This window comes from Nocardia alba NBRC 108234 (genome assembly GCF_001612665.1).
Lineage (GTDB): Bacteria > Actinomycetota > Actinomycetes > Mycobacteriales > Mycobacteriaceae > Nocardia > Nocardia alba.
Genome location: NZ_BDAX01000025.1, coordinates 47350 through 62045, shown reverse-complemented (window position 1 = coordinate 62045; position 14696 = coordinate 47350). Strand labels below are relative to the sequence as shown.

14 protein-coding genes are annotated in these 14696 nt (G+C 67.3%); 3 read left to right on the top strand and 11 right to left on the bottom strand.

All coding sequences use genetic code 11. The features are described from left to right. Positions 1–3: 3 nt before the first annotated feature. Positions 4–699, top strand: a complete 696-nt coding sequence (locus tag NA12_RS25050) for an SGNH/GDSL hydrolase family protein (RefSeq protein WP_067456222.1) — start codon at positions 4–6, stop codon at positions 697–699. Between the two features lie 71 nt (positions 700–770). Here NA12_RS25050 and NA12_RS25045 read toward each other — a convergent pair whose 3' ends face one another. Continuing rightward, positions 771–1709, bottom strand: coding sequence for a helix-turn-helix transcriptional regulator (locus NA12_RS25045; protein WP_067456219.1), 939 nt, complete (start codon positions 1707–1709; stop codon positions 771–773). 93 nt (positions 1710–1802) lie between these two features. Between NA12_RS25045 and NA12_RS25040 the strand changes: the two genes are divergently transcribed. After that, the gene (locus NA12_RS25040; protein WP_067456216.1) at positions 1803–2213 is read left to right on the top strand and encodes a VOC family protein; all 411 of its coding nucleotides are present in this window, start codon (positions 1803–1805) and stop codon (positions 2211–2213) included. Between the two features lie 51 nt (positions 2214–2264). Here the strand turns inward: NA12_RS25040 and NA12_RS25035 are convergent, their stop codons facing one another. From NA12_RS25035 to NA12_RS35070, 9 genes are all read right to left on the bottom strand, one after another. Next, positions 2265–3062, bottom strand: coding sequence for an HAD family hydrolase (locus tag NA12_RS25035; protein ID WP_067456213.1), 798 nt, complete (start codon positions 3060–3062; stop codon positions 2265–2267). Between the two features lie 298 nt (positions 3063–3360). After that, positions 3361–5607: an Hsp70 family protein gene (locus tag NA12_RS25030; RefSeq protein ID WP_067456210.1), complete on the bottom strand. Its 2247-nt coding sequence runs from the start codon at positions 5605–5607 to the stop codon at positions 3361–3363. 452 nt (positions 5608–6059) lie between these two features. Continuing rightward, entirely contained in the window at positions 6060–7649 is a 1590-nt protein-coding gene (locus NA12_RS25025) for an FAD-dependent oxidoreductase (RefSeq protein ID WP_067456206.1), read from the bottom strand. A gap of 14 nt (positions 7650–7663) precedes the next feature. After that, on the bottom strand, positions 7664–8668 hold the full coding sequence (locus tag NA12_RS25020; RefSeq protein WP_067456503.1) for an AurF N-oxygenase family protein: 1005 nt from the start codon (positions 8666–8668) through the stop codon (positions 7664–7666). A 358-nt stretch (positions 8669–9026) separates the two neighbouring features. Next, positions 9027–10022 (bottom strand): sulfate/molybdate ABC transporter ATP-binding protein, encoded by a 996-nt coding sequence (locus tag NA12_RS25015; RefSeq protein WP_067456203.1) that lies wholly within the window; start codon positions 10020–10022, stop codon positions 9027–9029. Beyond that, complete coding sequence (gene cysW / locus NA12_RS25010; protein ID WP_067456200.1) at positions 10019–10825, bottom strand: sulfate ABC transporter permease subunit CysW; 807 nt, start codon at positions 10823–10825, stop codon at positions 10019–10021. Before cysW ends, NA12_RS25015 begins: the two co-directional genes overlap by 4 nt. Continuing rightward, positions 10822–11667, bottom strand: a complete 846-nt coding sequence (cysT, locus tag NA12_RS25005) for a sulfate ABC transporter permease subunit CysT (RefSeq protein ID WP_067456500.1) — start codon at positions 11665–11667, stop codon at positions 10822–10824. The genes cysW and cysT overlap by 4 nt, the downstream gene beginning before the upstream one ends. 98 nt (positions 11668–11765) lie before the next feature. Then, positions 11766–12818: a sulfate ABC transporter substrate-binding protein gene (locus tag NA12_RS25000; protein WP_067456197.1), complete on the bottom strand. Its 1053-nt coding sequence runs from the start codon at positions 12816–12818 to the stop codon at positions 11766–11768. 211 nt (positions 12819–13029) lie between these two features. Next, complete coding sequence (locus NA12_RS35070; RefSeq protein ID WP_019045829.1) at positions 13030–13119, bottom strand: Ms4533A family Cys-rich leader peptide; 90 nt, start codon at positions 13117–13119, stop codon at positions 13030–13032. Between the two features lie 75 nt (positions 13120–13194). On the opposite strand from NA12_RS35070, the gene NA12_RS24995 reads away from it, so the two are divergent. Next, a complete protein-coding gene (locus NA12_RS24995; RefSeq protein ID WP_067456194.1) occupies positions 13195–14244 on the top strand; it encodes a M48 family metallopeptidase in 1050 nt (349 codons plus the stop codon). A gap of 111 nt (positions 14245–14355) precedes the next feature. Here the strand turns inward: NA12_RS24995 and NA12_RS24990 are convergent, their stop codons facing one another. After that, entirely contained in the window at positions 14356–14592 is a 237-nt protein-coding gene (locus NA12_RS24990; RefSeq protein ID WP_084473081.1) for a hypothetical protein, read from the bottom strand. Between the last annotated feature and the right edge of the window lie 104 nt (positions 14593–14696).

Sequence of the window (14696 nt, the reverse complement as noted above, 5' to 3'; positions counted from 1 at the left end):
GAGATGTCTTCCAGCACACCACTATCCGTACAGTTCACCGCCGAGGCCGATGATCCACTGGTGCTGGCGCCCGAGCGGGCCACCGCGCTGCTCGCCGGTGCGCCGTGGCGGCGTTTCGCGGTACTCGGCGATTCGATCGCCGCGGGCACCGGTGACCCGAGCCCCGGATACGCTCCCACCGGCTGGGCAGATCGGGTCGCGGCGCACCTCACTTCGGTGAATCCCGCACTGGCCTACCGCAATACCGGCCGAATCGGAGCGACCAGCGAGCAGGTCATCGATCGCCAGCTCGCCGACATCCTGGAATTCGCGCCGGATCTCGTACATCTCAGCTGCGGCGGCAACGACCTGTTCACCGCGGGCGTCGACATCGACCGACTGCACGAGAATCTGACGACGATTCTCACCGCGCTGGCCGCCACCGACGCTCAGTTGTCGATTTTCACCGTGGCCGACGTGTGGTCGGTCGAGCGCATGGCCCCGATGCGGCCCATGCGGCCGCAGATGATCGCGCTCAACGAGGTGGTGCGGGCCGTCGCCGCCGAATTCGATGCGGTACTCACCGAGTTCTGGGACCATCCACTGCGAAACCGCCCCGAGTTGATGAGCGCGGATCTCATCCACTTCACCACGAGTGGGCACGCGGTGGTGGCCAGTGAGATGGTCACGTCGCTGGCCGCGCTCATCGACAGGGAGTAGTGCGGGCGGGGCGGTCGAAGGGGGACCGCCCCGTGCGGGCCGGTGGGCCACAGCACGTCCCTCGGCGGTGCTCACCCGTTGTCGCTCACCAATCGAGTGCCCAGTGCTGCCAGTTCCGCCCGCACCTCGGCTGGGCCGACCACCTCCAGGTCGCCGGCCCAGCCCGCCAGCTGCCGCGCGACCATCTTCGTGGTGTCGGCGGTGATCCGCGCTCGCACCCGACCGTCCGGGGCCGGGCCGAGCAGGGTGCAGTTGCGGCCCTGCTGGTCGGCCAAAATCGGGGCGAGCTCGGTAGCGACGAGAACCGTCGCGGACACGGCGGCGCGACGACCCTCCATGTTCTCGACGATCTGAGACCACTGCGCGTGGAGATCGAAATCGGCGGGGCGGTCGGCTGTTTCATCGAGGGTGACGGCCTCGGTGATGCGGTCCAAGCGGAAGGTTCGCTGCCCACGGTCGGTCCCCGCGACCAAATACCAGACCGTTTCCTTCTCCACCAGGCCCCATGGATCGATCGTGCGGACCGTGCGCTCGCCCTTGCGCAGATATTCGATGCGCATGCGACGGCGATCCACCACCGCGCGCCGCACCGTGTCCAGGACAGCGGGCGCGTGCGGATCAGGCCGACCCCACCGGGCCGGATCGACGACCACGGCATCGGCAGCGGCGGCCGCCTCGGCGCGGAAGGTGTGCGGGAGGGCCCGAACCAGTTTGCGAAGCGCCGACTTCACCTCGGGGGCGGCCTTGGCCGCGGGTCCCGCGAGCAAGAACAGCGCTCTGGTCTCCCCCGCCGTCAATCCGGACAGGTCGGTGCGGGCGCCGCCGATCAGCGACCAACCGCCCCCACGACCCGATTGGGGATAGACCGGGATGCCCGCGGCCGACAAGGCCTCCAGATCACGCCGCGCCGTCGCCACCGAGACTTCGAGTTCGGCCGCGACCTCGGCGGCCGTCACTCGCCCGCGCGCCTGCATCAACAACAGGGTCGCTACCAATCTGTCCGCTCGCATACTCGATGATTCTGCCGAACAAAGTGCTCATTTGGTGAGCACTTTGACTGGCAATGTAGGTGTCACACCGAAGCGACATCGAATGGAGCAGACATGCTGCGCGGAATGGCCACCACCACCTACTACGCCGACGACCTCAGCGCCGCCAAGGACTGGTACAGCGAGTTCCTCGGCATCGCGCCGTATTACGAGGTTCCCGGCGGGTACTACGAGTTCCGGCTCGGCCCGTTGCAAGCCGAGCTGGGAATCATCAACCGCGCGTATGCCCCGGCGGGCGCGCGCAACGCACCGGGCGGGGGCGGAGTGGTGTTCTGGCAGGTCGATGACCTGGCGGCCACCTTCGACCGGTTGCTCGAGCTCGGCGCCACCGAGTACGAGCCGATCACCGAACGCGGGGAAGGCACCGGGTTCGCGACCGCGGCGGTGCTGGATCCGTTCGGCAATGTACTCGGGATCATGGCGAACCCACACTATGTGGCGATGACCGCGGCGGCGTCGAGCTAGCGCCGAGCTCACGATCGGGGTCTGAGCACCGGTGGCGCCAACCAGCGGTACTCAGGCGAACCAGCGCTCGAGGACCGTGGCCACACCGTCCTCGCTGACGTCACCGGTCACCTCGTCGGCCAGGGCCAGCACCTCGGCGGGTGAACCTGCCATCGCTACCGAATGCGCTGCCCAGCGCAACATCTCACGGTCGTTGAAGCCGTCGCCGATAGCCAGGGTCGCGTCGGCCTCGACGCCGAGGATGAGTCGAAGTTGTTCCAGTGCCCAGCCTTTGGACACCCCACGGCGGGAAACGGTGAGCCACGGGCCGTACTCGCCGTGCACCCAGGAGGCGTCGGGTACATCGAATGTTTCCAGTAGGCGCAGCATTTCGTCAGGGCTGCCGTCGGGCCACCAGCCGTTGAGGCGCGGAGTCGGCACGCTGCTCAGCTCGCGGTAGTCGACGAGTTGGAAGTCGCCGATCGAGAACTCCCCCGGCCCGTGCCCGGTCGCCCAGGTACCGATGCCCACCTGTTCCGCGGCGAAGACCATCTCCGGGAACAGCGCGCGTAGCGCCAGCACGGCCGGGCCCGGATCGAATGTTTGCACCGCGACGGGCTCGCCGCGTGCCACATCGATGTGCACAGCGCCGTTGGAACACAACGCATGTCCTTCCGCGAGGCCGAGCTCGCTCAGCACCGGCCGCGTGGTGAGCAACGTTCGCCCGGTGGTCACCACCACATGCGCCCCTGCCGAGACCGCCGCTCGCACCGACGCCCCCACCCGCGCGCTGATATCGACCCCCTTCGCCAGCAGGGTCCCGTCCACATCGAGCGCGATCAGCTTCGGCGCTCCCCCAGCTACTCCCACCGCTCCATTGTGCCCGCACCCACCGACACCTACCGCGTTTCGACACCAGCGCTGTCAGCGAGCGGTCGCCGCGAGAACACCGCCGTACCCGCGGACCACCGGCCAGACCTTCCCGTCCTCGAGGGCTTCGCGCACATCGGCTCCGCTCGGTGCCTGCTCTGAGATTGGGGCCCGCGGAAACTTCACCGGCGATCGGCAAGTAGCTGCACCACCGAACAACCACCGCCGAGTCGTCGCCGCCCGGGCCCGGTCGACGCGACAGCGGCACTATCCACCAAAACCTCGGCGAGGTCGATGATCAGCGTCGGGAACCACCACCGCCGCCACCACCACCGGAACCGCCTGACGATGCACCGCCTTTGGAGCCGCCCGAGAGCCCGCCACCGGAGGATGTGCCACCAGAAGACGCTCCGCTGGAGGACTTACCGCGCGAGGAGGTACCGCCCGGCGCACCACCTCCTGATGCACCACCATTCGAGGCCCCACCGCCCGAGGCGCCACCACCGGACGCACCACCACCGGACGCACCGCCACCGGACGCACCACCACTCGGCGCGCCAGTCGAGGCGCCGCCACCCGACGCACCACCACCCGACGCACCACCACCGCCGGTACCGCCGCCGTTCGATGCACCGTTGTCGGAGGCGCCACCACCAGGCGCACCACCACCGGACGCACCACCGCCGCCGGTACCGCCGCCGTTCGATGCACCACCACCGGACGCATCACCCGAACCGCCACCCTCCGACGCACCACCACCGGACGCACCACCACCGCCGGTGCCACCACCGTTCGATGCACCGTTGTCGGAGGCGCCACCACCGGAAGTGTCTGTGCCGCCCGAAGTTCCACCACCTGTGGTGCCACCGTGAGCCGGGCCGCCAGCCGGCGTTCCGCCCGAGGTAGCGCCGCCGGTCGGAGTGCCGTGGCTGGAAGGTGTTGTGCCGGAGTCGGTTCCGCCCGCCGGTGCCGATCCCCCGACTTCGGTCGTGGCGCCACCCTTGCTCGGCATGGATGTGCCGCTTGCGGGTGTGGATGTGCCGTGCGTCGTGGCGGAATCTACCGCGGGGAGGGTGCCGGGCGAGGTCGGAGTGCCGGGCGCTTCTGGAGTGCCGGCGGCCGGGATCGCTCCGCCGCCGTGGGGAAGTTCCGGAGCGCCGGGTTCGGTCGACGAGTTTCTGGTTTGCGCAACCTGTCGACCGAAGGGCAGGGGGTTGGTGAAACGGGCGGGGTTGCCGTAGGTGGCGCGGGCGAGGATCGGCGACTTGCAGTCGGCGCGGGCATCCCGGCGACCGGGGGCGCCGCGGTCGGCGCCTGCGCCGGGACGCGATTCGCCGCCGAGCACCGTCGCGGGAGCGATGAAGTTCTCGTAGGCGCTGCGGGCCGCGGCCACGCCCGCTACCCGGATGCGGCCGGTGGCCGGGTCGACCTCACTGAGCAGGCCCGAGGTGCGGTCGGCGAGAAGGTCGGCGCTCATGTCGTAGAGCAGCGCGTCGACGGGTGAGCCCAAGACCGGGAACCGATCGAGGACCGGCATCAGGCCGGGATCGAAGGGGCTTCCGAAGACGGTCATCGCCGACATGGCGAGCGCGGAAACGACTGCCGCGCTGGAGAACACCGCGACGTGCGGCGCCGGGCCACCGGTCTGCTGCTCCGGCGCGAAGGTGCGCGCCGCCAAACCGGCAGCGCCCGACGCGATCACCTGGCCGGGGTCGGCGACGGTGACGAGCGGAACGCCGAGTTCAGCCAGCGTGCGGGCGACTTCGGGGGGACGCGCGGCGCCGCCGACCACGAGGATGCGCGACAGATCCGCCAGCCGCAGGCCCGCCGCGGACACACTGTTGCTGACCAGCGGGAAGGTATCGCGGATGTGCTCGGCGCGCAGCGCGTCGATGTTCACCATGGAGGTGAGCGTCTGGGTCGCGCGGCCGATGCCGGGAGCGCCCGCGTAGCGAGCGACCATCTCGCCGAGCGGCCTGCCTCCGAAATCGGCGGATCGCGTGGGGGTTCCGACCATCGGATGATGTGACCAGTCGGGCCCGACGCGCAGCACAGTGAGGTCGAGGCTGGTGGCACCCAGGTCGTAGACGAGCACGAACCCTGATTCCAGCGGGCCGTGATCGATCTCCAGCCATTCCGCGGCGGCGACCGGTTCGGGCACCAGCAGGACCTCACCGGCGCCCGCGAGATGTAACGCCTGGCCGAGTAACGAGACCTGTTTGTCGGTGTAGACCGCCGGGTAGGTCAGGACGATCCCGGCCGGCGGTTCGGCCAGCTCGATCAGGCCGGTGACCACCGCGGCGATCAGATTGGTCGCCGAGTAGAACCGCCCACCCATCACCATCGGCTCGGACTCGCGGGTGAGATCCGCGAAATCCGTGATCGCCGAAGCGAATTCGTTGATCGCCCCGATGCGAGGCCTGCCCGCGTCGTCGAATGTCAGTGCGGTGCGGCGTGTGCGCACCTTCGGTTTGGCCGGATCGTCGGCGACTACCGCCGAAATCGCATTGACCGCACCGATACTCAAGCCCAGACCTCTGGTCATGTTTTTGCTATCCCGTCAACGCACCGTGACCACGTCCAGCACGCGAGCGCACCATGTGGCCGCGGTCGTCTTCCAAACAGCTCGCCCAGATTAACTGGCGTGTCCGCGAATTGCTGCCGGATTGATGCGTAATCCGCAACCATGCTCCGCAACAAGGTCATTGATGCAGGTGGGGCAGATGAATGTTAAATATCAATCCCCCTGAACACACTTCGATAACTCACAGACCACAAGTAGCAGCTACCTGTGAGTAATCGGACAAATGCCATCGCAAATACATTCTTCAAGTTTGTTATATCCGGCATTCGGCACACTTACCGACCGGTAACCAATTCTTTTACTGCCGATATGATTTCACGGATGACGAATTACATTTGCGGCTTCACCGCACAGCGGAGACGACGAAAGGCCCGCAACGTCTCCCAGTGACGTTGCGGGCCTTCGCTTGTCGATCAGCTGCGCGCGAACAGCCGCTTCACCGAACGCTCCTTCTTCGGCGCCACGGCACCACGGGCCAGCGCCTGTGGGCGACGGGCACGGACGAGGCGGTCGAATTCGGACGCGTCACGCGTGGGCTCACGCAGGGCGCCGCCGTTGAAATCCTCGGCGAGCTGCTGCACGGTCTCCTGCGCGCACGACTTGTTGGTTCCGATGAAACCGGTCGGGCCGCGCTTGATCCAGCCGGTCACATACGTGCCGCGCACGACCTCGCCACCGGGCGCGGTGAGCACCCGGCCCGCGTCGTTCGGGATCACCGCTCGAGCGTCGTCGAAGGGCAGATCCACTGTCGGTATCCCCCGGTAGCCGACCGAGGTGAGCACGACACCTGCCTCGAGCAGCGTCGTATCACCGGTCGGCACGGCGGCCACGCGGCCTTCGCCGTCGGTGACGAGCTCGTTGCGCTCCACCCGGACCCCGGTCACCGTGTCGATGCCGACGATCTCCACCGGCGAGGACAGGTAGCGGAACACGATGCGCTTGCGCTCACCGAACGGGCGGCTCGCGACACTGTGCAGCAGGCGCAGCTTCTGCTCGACCTTGTAGGGCAGATCCGATGTCACCGCGGGCAACTCGCCCTCGATCGCGATGTCGATGTCGGCGGCCAGCAGCCCGACGAACTCGGGCACCGTGAACGCCGACTCGGCCGGACCACGACGGCCCAGGATCACGACCTCTTCGATCTTGCTCTCGCGCAGTGCCTTCAGCGCGTACGGCGCGATATCGGTCTCGGCGAGCGACGCCGGATCCACGGTCAGGATGCGGGCGACGTCGAGGGCGACATTGCCGTTGCCCACGATGACGACCCGCTTCTGGTTCAGATCGAACCGGTCGTCGGCGTGGTCGGGATGGCCGTTGTACCAGGCGACGAAGTCGGTGGCCGACACATTGCCCGCCAGGCCCTCACCTGCGATGCCCAGCTTGCGATCCGAGGACGCGCCGACGGCGTAGATCACCCCGTGGAAGTGCTCGAGCAGCTCGGCGTGGCTGATGTGCTTGCCGATCTCGACATCGAGGTAGGTACCGAAGTCGTCCTGCTTGGACATGATGTCGAACAGCTCGGCGACCTTGCGCGTGCGCTGGTGATCGGGTGCCACGCCGAGGCGAGCCAGACCGTAGGCCTGCGGCAGCCGGTCGAACATCGTGACCGCGACGCCCGGCTGGGTGAGCAGCTCGTCGGCGGCGTACATCGCCGACGGCCCCGATCCCACGATCGCGACCCGCAGCGGCGAGCGCTGCGTGTCGATCGCGGGCGGCATCACCGGCGCGGCCAACGTGGGCCGATCCCGCTGCACGCGGTAGAAGTCGGCGTTGATCTCGATGAACGGCTTCTGCTCGGCGGTGAGCTTCTTCGACGAGGTGATGGCGTCGACCGGGCACGCGGTGGCACAGGCACCACAGTCCACGCAGGCCGCCGGGTCGACGTAGAGCATCTCCGCGGTACGGAAATCCGGCTCATCCGGGGTGGGATGAATGCAGTTGACCGGGCACGCGTAGACGCAGGAGGCGTCGCTACAGCACGACTGGGTGACGACGTATGGCATCTGGCTGTCGTCTCTCAGGCGGCGTGCTTGGCGGAGCGCTTGGGCTCCGAGCGGTACCGGCTCGACGGGCCGTCGATGCCGAGCAGCTGCCACACCTTGCGGGCGACCGGGTTCATCAGGCCGATCTCCTCGGCCAGCGCGCGCACGTCGACGTAGTAGTCGGCGAAGGTCCGCTTGGACTCCTTGGAGCCGTAGAACAGTTCCTTGCGCACATCGGCGGGCATGTCGAACTGCTTGAAGAAGGACTTCGGCGGGGTCGCGATGGCGCGGCCGAGCACGAACATGATGATCGGCATCGCGATCGAGAGCACGGCCTTGTTGAACGTCGGCTGAGCCGGGACGTTCTTCTTCAGGAACTCGTGGGCGAAGGAGATGTGGCGAGCTTCCTCGGCCACGTGGATCGCCATCACGCCGCGCATGATCGGGTGGATGTCGTCACCCGAGCGCAGGATGTCCTTCTGGATGTGGTCGATCGGCTCTTCGCCGGCGAGCACGGCCATGAAGAAGAAGTTCGGGAACAGCGCACCGGCAGGGGCGGCCAGGTGGCGCAGCTGACGCACCAGCGGGTTCATGCCCGGCACATCGGCGACGCGGTTCACCATCTCCTGGAACATCAGGGTGTGGTTGTGCTCTTCGATCATCTCGTGCGAGCAGTACCGGAATTCCGGGTCGTTGTTCTTCAGATTGAAGATGTGCTGCATCATGCCGATGATCAGGATCGCCTCGAACTGCAGGCCGACCTTGGCCACATTGGCCTGACGGACCTTGCCGATCTCGATCTTGCGATCCAGCGGCAGCGCCTGGTACCAGGGGTGGCGACCGATGGGGTCGGCCGAGGTCACCAGGACCCAGCGCTCGGGCTTGCAGTTCGGATCGAAGTCGGGGGCGTCCCAGTCGATGTCCTCGAACGGGTCGAAGTGGCGATCGACCGATGCCTCGGACAGCATCAGCAACTTCTCGGCGTACGCCTGAGCCTGGGCGACTACAGGATCGACGTCAGGGGTGGTGGGCGCAGACATCGTCGTCACTGCCTCTCCTCTAGGGACGTTTACTGTTTCCAATGGTTACACCTACACCGGGTCACGTCAACTCCACCCCCTGTCGAATTTCGCGTGTTCGGCGTGGCGAAATCCCTGTTGAGGAAGCTACTCGCCAGTAAAAGCGTCTCTACCTGTGACACTGCGTCATGCACAATCTTCGACGGTGCGTGATGAGACACGAAAAATAGTTATCCGGCGCGCCCGGCACTCCGGCCTCCGAACCGCCGGTACCGGTTAACCTGCGCCGATTCGCGTCCCACCGCCGTCGGCGAACACCCTGACAACGCATCGGGGCCCCGCGACAGGTGTCGCGGGGCCCCGATCGTGACCGGATGGATCAGGCCAGCGGGAGATCCGGAATCCGGGTCGCGCGGGCATATACCGTCTCGCCCTCGGTCAGGTGCAGCGCCGCGGCGTCACCGCGGGTGACCTGGGCGGCGAACTGGTCGCCGGTCGCGGCGTTGCGCAGCTCCACACGCACCTCGAAACCGAGGCGCACGATCCGCTCGACCGTGGCCCTGGTGACGCCCGCCGATTCCGCGGTGCCCTCGTGTTCGGCCAGCGCCATGCTCGGATCGCGCCCGACGCGGATGTCGTGCGGGCGGACCAGATGGCCGTTGAGCCGGGCGACCGCGCCGAGGAACGACATCACGAACTCGTTGGCAGGCCGGTCGTAGACCTCCTCGGGCGAACCGACCTGCTCGATGCGGCCCTTGTTCATCACCGCGATCCGGTCGGCAACATCCAGGGCTTCCTCCTGGTCGTGGGTGACCAGCACGGTGGTCACGTGGACCTCGTCGTGCAGCCGGCGCAGCCACTGCCGCAGGTCGGTGCGCACCTTGGCGTCGAGCGCGCCGAACGGCTCGTCCAGGAGCAGCACCTGCGGGTCGACAGCCAGCGCGCGAGCCAGCGCCATGCGCTGACGCTGACCGCCGGACAGCTGCGCCGGGTAGCGATGCTGGAAACCGTCGAGGCCGACGATGCCCAGCAACTCGTCGACGCGCTTGTCGATCTCCTTCTTCGGCCGCTTGCGGATGGTCAGGCCGAAGGCCACGTTGTCGCGCACGGTCATGTGCTTGAACGCGGCGTAGTGCTGGAACACGAAGCCGATATCGCGCTTCTGCGGCGCCACGTGGGTGACGTCGTTGCCCGCGATCACCACCACGCCCGAGTCGAGGGACTCGAGGCCGGCGATCGAGCGCAGCAGCGTCGACTTGCCCGAGCCCGACGGGCCGAGCAGGGCGGTGAGCTGGCCTGCGGGGATGTCGATGCTGACATCGTCGAGGGCGGCGAAGGAACCGTAGTTCTTGCGGCCGTTGGTCACGGTGATCATTCGGTACCCCGCTTGCGTTCGAGGAGAGTCATCAGGAGGAGTACGACCAAGGCCATGCCCATCAGCAGCGTGGCCGCGCTGTAGGCGCCGAAGGTGTTGTGGTCGTCGATATAGCGGCCGTGCACCAGCAGCGTCAGCGTCTGCGACCGGCCCGGCATCGCGGTGGAGACCATGATCACCGCACCGAACTCGCCGAGCGCGCGCGCCACGGTGAGCACGACGCCGTAGGTGAGGCCCCACCGGATCGCGGGCAGGGTGATCCGCCAGAAGGTCTGCCAGCGCGAGGCGCCGAGGGTGGCCGCGGCCTGCTCCTGATCGTCACCGATCTCGTGCAGCACCGGCTCCACCTCGCGCACCACGAACGGCAGCGTGACGAAGATGGTCGCGATCACCATGCCGGGCAGGCTGAAGATCACCTTGAAACCGAGTGATTCCAGCCCACCGAACCAGCCACCGGCACCCCACAGCAGGATCAGTGACACACCGACGACCACCGGCGACACCGCGAACGGCAGGTCGACGATGCCCTGCATCAGGCTGCGGCCGGGGAACTTGCTGCGGACCAGCGCCAGCGCCGTCACCACACCGAAGACCACGTTCAACGGCACCACGATGATCACGATGATCATCGACAGCTGGAACGCCGAGATGGCCGCGGGGGTGGTGATCGAGTCGATGAACGCGCCGATCCCCCGCTCGAACGTGCGCAGCAGGATGATCACCAGCGGCAGCACCAGCAGGATCAGCAGGTAGCCCAGCGCGACCGTGCGCAGCGAGATCCTGGTGAACGCGGACAGTTTCATCGAGCCGCCTCTTCCTTGCGAGACGTGCGTTCGGCGAGGATCCGCAGCACGAGCAGGCTGACGAACGAGATCACCAGCAACACCACCGACACCGCGGCGGCGTTGATCGGCCGGTCGACCTCGATCTGCTGCTGGATGTACTGCGAGGTCATCTGGGTCTCGCGCGGGATATTGCCACCGATCAGCACCACCGAGCCGTATTCGCCGATCGCTCTGGCGAAGGCCAGGCCACCGCCGGAGATGATCGCCGGAGCCAGGGTGGGCAGCACGATGCGGCGAAAGGTGATCCAGTTGCTCGCGCCGAGCGACAGCGAGGCCTGCTCGACCTCGCGGTCGACCTCGATCAGCACCGGCTGCACCGAGCGCACCACGAACGGCAGGGTGACGAAGGCCAGCGCGACGATCAGGCCGGGCTGACTGGCATTGAGGTGGATGTCGATCGGACTGTTCGGGCCGTAGAGCGAGAGCAGCACGATCGAGGCCACGATCGTCGGCAGGGCGAACGGCAGATCGATCAGCGCGTTGACGATGCTCTTGCCGGGGAACTCGTCGCGCACCAGCACCCAGGCGATCAGGGTGCCCATCACGACATTGATCACGGCCACGATCACCGAGACGCCGACCGTGATGCGCAGCGAGTCGAGCGCCGTGGGCGCGGTGACCGCGTCCCAGAAGCCCGCCCAGCCGTCTTCGAAGGCGCTGACGGTGAGCGCCGCCAGCGGCAGCAGCACGATGATGCTGAGCCACAGCACGGCGACGCCGATGCCGAACGGGCCCACCGACCCGGTGACGCGCAGCCAGGCCCAGCGAGGTCCGCGCGAGGTCGGCGGCTTTTTGTCCAGTTTTACGGCACCGCCGGGACCGGAGGTATCCCCGGTCCCGGCGAGCCCACTGCTGTCAGTCACAGTTGTCCAGTATCGCGTGTGATCCGGGTCACGGCCTACTTGGTGGCCTTGTCGTAGATGACAGCGACCTTGCCGGTGCCCTGCGCGAACAGATCCTTGTCGACGGCCTTCCAGCCACCGAGGTCATCGATGGTCCACAGCTTGGCCGGGGTCGGGAAGTCCTTGGCGAACTCGGCGGCGACCTTCGGATCGACCGGACGGAAGCCGGCCTGCGCCCACGCCTTCTGGCCCGCGGGGGTGAACAGGAAGTCACGGAACGCGGTGGCCTTGGCCAGGTTCTTGGAGTTCTTCAGCACCGCGACCGGGTTCTCGATCTTGAAGGTGGTCGGCGGGTTGATGTGCTCGATCGGGTCGCCGTTGCGCTCGGAGAACAGGGCCTCGTTCTCGTAGCTCAGCAGCACGTCGCCGGTGCCCTGCAGGAAGGTCTCGGTGGCTTCGCGGCCTGACTTGGGCTGCACCTTCACGTGCTCGGGCGAGATCAGCTGCGACAGGTAGTCCAGACCGGCCTGCTGGTTCTTGCCGCCGTCGCTCTTGGCCGCGTAGGGCGCGAGCAGGTTCCACTTGGCCGAGCCCGAGCTGAACGGGTTCGGGGTGACGACCTCGACACCCGGCTTCAGCAGGTCGTCCCAGTCCTTGATGCCCTTGGGGTTGCCCTTGCGCACCACCAGGGTGACGACCGAGCCGAAGGGGATGCCCTTGGTGGCGTCGGCGTTCCAGCTCGACTCGACCAGACCGGCGTCGACCAGACGGGTGATATCGGGTTCGACGGAGAAGTTCACGACGTCGGCCTCGGCGCCGTCCTTGACCTTGCGCGACTGGTCGCCCGAGGCGCCGTAAGAGGCCTGGACCTGGACGCCCTTGCCCGCGTCGGTCTTGTTGAACTCGGGCACGACCTTGTCGAAGCCCGGCTTCGGGACCGCGTAGGCGTACAGATTGAGGGTGCCCCCGCTGCCGTCGGCCACGGTCGCGCCGCTGTCGGTCGAGTCGCTGGCGCCACCACCGCAGGCGGTCAGGGCGACCGCGGCGACAGCAGTGAGAGCGATGGCGGCGGCGCGGCGGCGGGAGCCGATCCAGGTGTTGCGAGACATCGGGGTGAACCTTTCAGGAAAGGACCTGCGGCGCAACGGCTTTCGTGCGGGCAGGGATCGCTCATGTCGATCGGTAGACCTGCCGTACATGGATATACGGCAGTTGGCGCGACTCGGGCCCGATGGCCCCCGGAGTTACGGACTACGACTGCGAAGGGAAAGCGCGCGCCAGTCTACTGGGCAAGAACGCGCAGACGTGTCCGGTGGCCGATCATCGACAGAGGATGTCCGCGACCGCGAGGTTGCCGACAGCGATCAACGCCAACTCATGGCGGATCTGCGGGGCGACACTCGACGACACAGGGCAGACTCTAGCAGATTGCGCCATGATGATCGCAATCAACGAGAGTTCTCTAACCAGGGGGGATTTCATCCTATGACCATGGCTCCAGACCGGGTTCGCACGCGTTTGCCAGAGATCAGCACGCGCGCTTGGGAACACCCGGCCGACCGCACCGCGCTCGTGGCGCTGCGCTCGTTGAGCGGCTTCGACACGGTGTTGCGGGCGCTGTCGGGATTGCTGCGGGAGCGTCAGCACCGGCTGATGTATCTGGCGACCGCCGTGCGGGTCGACGACCGGCAGTTCCGCACGCTGCACCAGTTGCGCGCCGACTGCGTCGGCGTACTCGACGCGCAGACGACGCCGGAGATGTTCGTACTCCAGGACCCGTCGGTGAACGCGTTCACCATCGGGATGGACAAGCCGTTCATCGTGCTCACCACCGGCCTGCTGGAACTGATGGACGCCGAGGAGCTGCGGTTCGTGGTCGGCCATGAACTCGGCCACGCACTATCTGGGCACGCGGTGTATCGCACGATGCTCATGCACCTGATGCGGTTGTCGGCCTCGGTCGGCTGGATGCCGGTGGGCGGCTGGGCGCTGCGCGCCATCGTGGCGGCGCTGATGGAGTGGAGCCGCAAGTCGGAGCTGTCCGGCGACCGGGCGGGGCTGCTGTGCTGCCAGGACGTGGAGGCCTCGGTGCGCGTGCACATGAAGACCGCGGGCGGCGCGTGGCTGCACGAGATGAACCACGGCGCGTTCCTCGACCAGGCCGACGACTACCTGCGCTCGGGCGACCTGCGCGACGGCGTGCTCAAACTGCTCAACCTGGAACTGCAGTCGCACCCGTTCTCGGTGCTGCGCGCGGCCGAGCTGCGCCGCTGGATCCAGTCCGGGGAGTACGAGCGAGTGCTCGGTGGCAGCTATCCGCGCCGCGATCAGGACAAGAACGCGCGCATCAGCGAGGAGGTCAAGGACGCGACCCGCCATTACCGCGAGTCGTTCGACCAGTCCGAGGACCTGCTGGTCCGCACGGTGCGTGATCTGGGTCGCGATGTGGGCTCGGCGGTGAACACCGTCGGCCACGAAGTCGGCCGTACCGTATCCGACCTGGGCAAACGCTTCGACGACTGGCGCAAGAACTAGGCGCTGTGCCGGCGCGGGCCCACGCTCGCGTCGGCTACCGCGTGAAGAACCATGCGATGACGACCAGGACTAGCAGGGCGATGAGGGCGAGCTGGACGCGAGAACGTGGCATCAGCGGGCACCGCTGCCGAGGATCGGGGTTTCGGCGAGGGTGACCGGCATCGGCGGTTCGGTGCGATCGTCACGGCGCAGCACGCGGAAGACCGCGCGCAGGCTCCGATCGAGCAGGAAGGCGATGGCGAAACTGATCGGGACCATGCCGACCAGCACCACGAGAAACTGCGGAATGAAGGGCAGCCCGGCTACCCAGAGTTCGAAGCCGTCCCACCAACCTGCGATGCGTTGCACGCCGTCCAGCCTAGTCGGTCGCTGTGAACGTCCTCGCCGTCCACTGGGCGCGGGCGAATTCCCGGCCGCGACCAGCCGATCCGCCGAGATCGCCGCCCACGGCG

Coding starts and splice junctions, on each gene's coding strand:
- NA12_RS25050 (WP_067456222.1), top strand. CDS start 4: ATGTCTTCCAGCACACCACTATCCGTACAGTTCACCGCCGAGGCCGAT.
- cysW (WP_067456200.1), bottom strand. CDS start 10,825: ATGAAACTGTCCGCGTTCACCAGGATCTCGCTGCGCACGGTCGCGCTG.
- NA12_RS25015 (WP_067456203.1), bottom strand. CDS start 10,022: ATGATCACCGTGACCAACGGCCGCAAGAACTACGGTTCCTTCGCCGCC.
- NA12_RS25025 (WP_067456206.1), bottom strand. CDS start 7,649: ATGCCATACGTCGTCACCCAGTCGTGCTGTAGCGACGCCTCCTGCGTC.
- NA12_RS25045 (WP_067456219.1), bottom strand. CDS start 1,709: ATGCGAGCGGACAGATTGGTAGCGACCCTGTTGTTGATGCAGGCGCGC.
- NA12_RS25040 (WP_067456216.1), top strand. CDS start 1,803: ATGCTGCGCGGAATGGCCACCACCACCTACTACGCCGACGACCTCAGC.
- NA12_RS25020 (WP_067456503.1), bottom strand. CDS start 8,668: ATGTCTGCGCCCACCACCCCTGACGTCGATCCTGTAGTCGCCCAGGCT.
- NA12_RS25000 (WP_067456197.1), bottom strand. CDS start 12,818: ATGTCTCGCAACACCTGGATCGGCTCCCGCCGCCGCGCCGCCGCCATC.
- NA12_RS25030 (WP_067456210.1), bottom strand. CDS start 5,607: ATGACCAGAGGTCTGGGCTTGAGTATCGGTGCGGTCAATGCGATTTCG.
- NA12_RS24995 (WP_067456194.1), top strand. CDS start 13,195: ATGACCATGGCTCCAGACCGGGTTCGCACGCGTTTGCCAGAGATCAGC.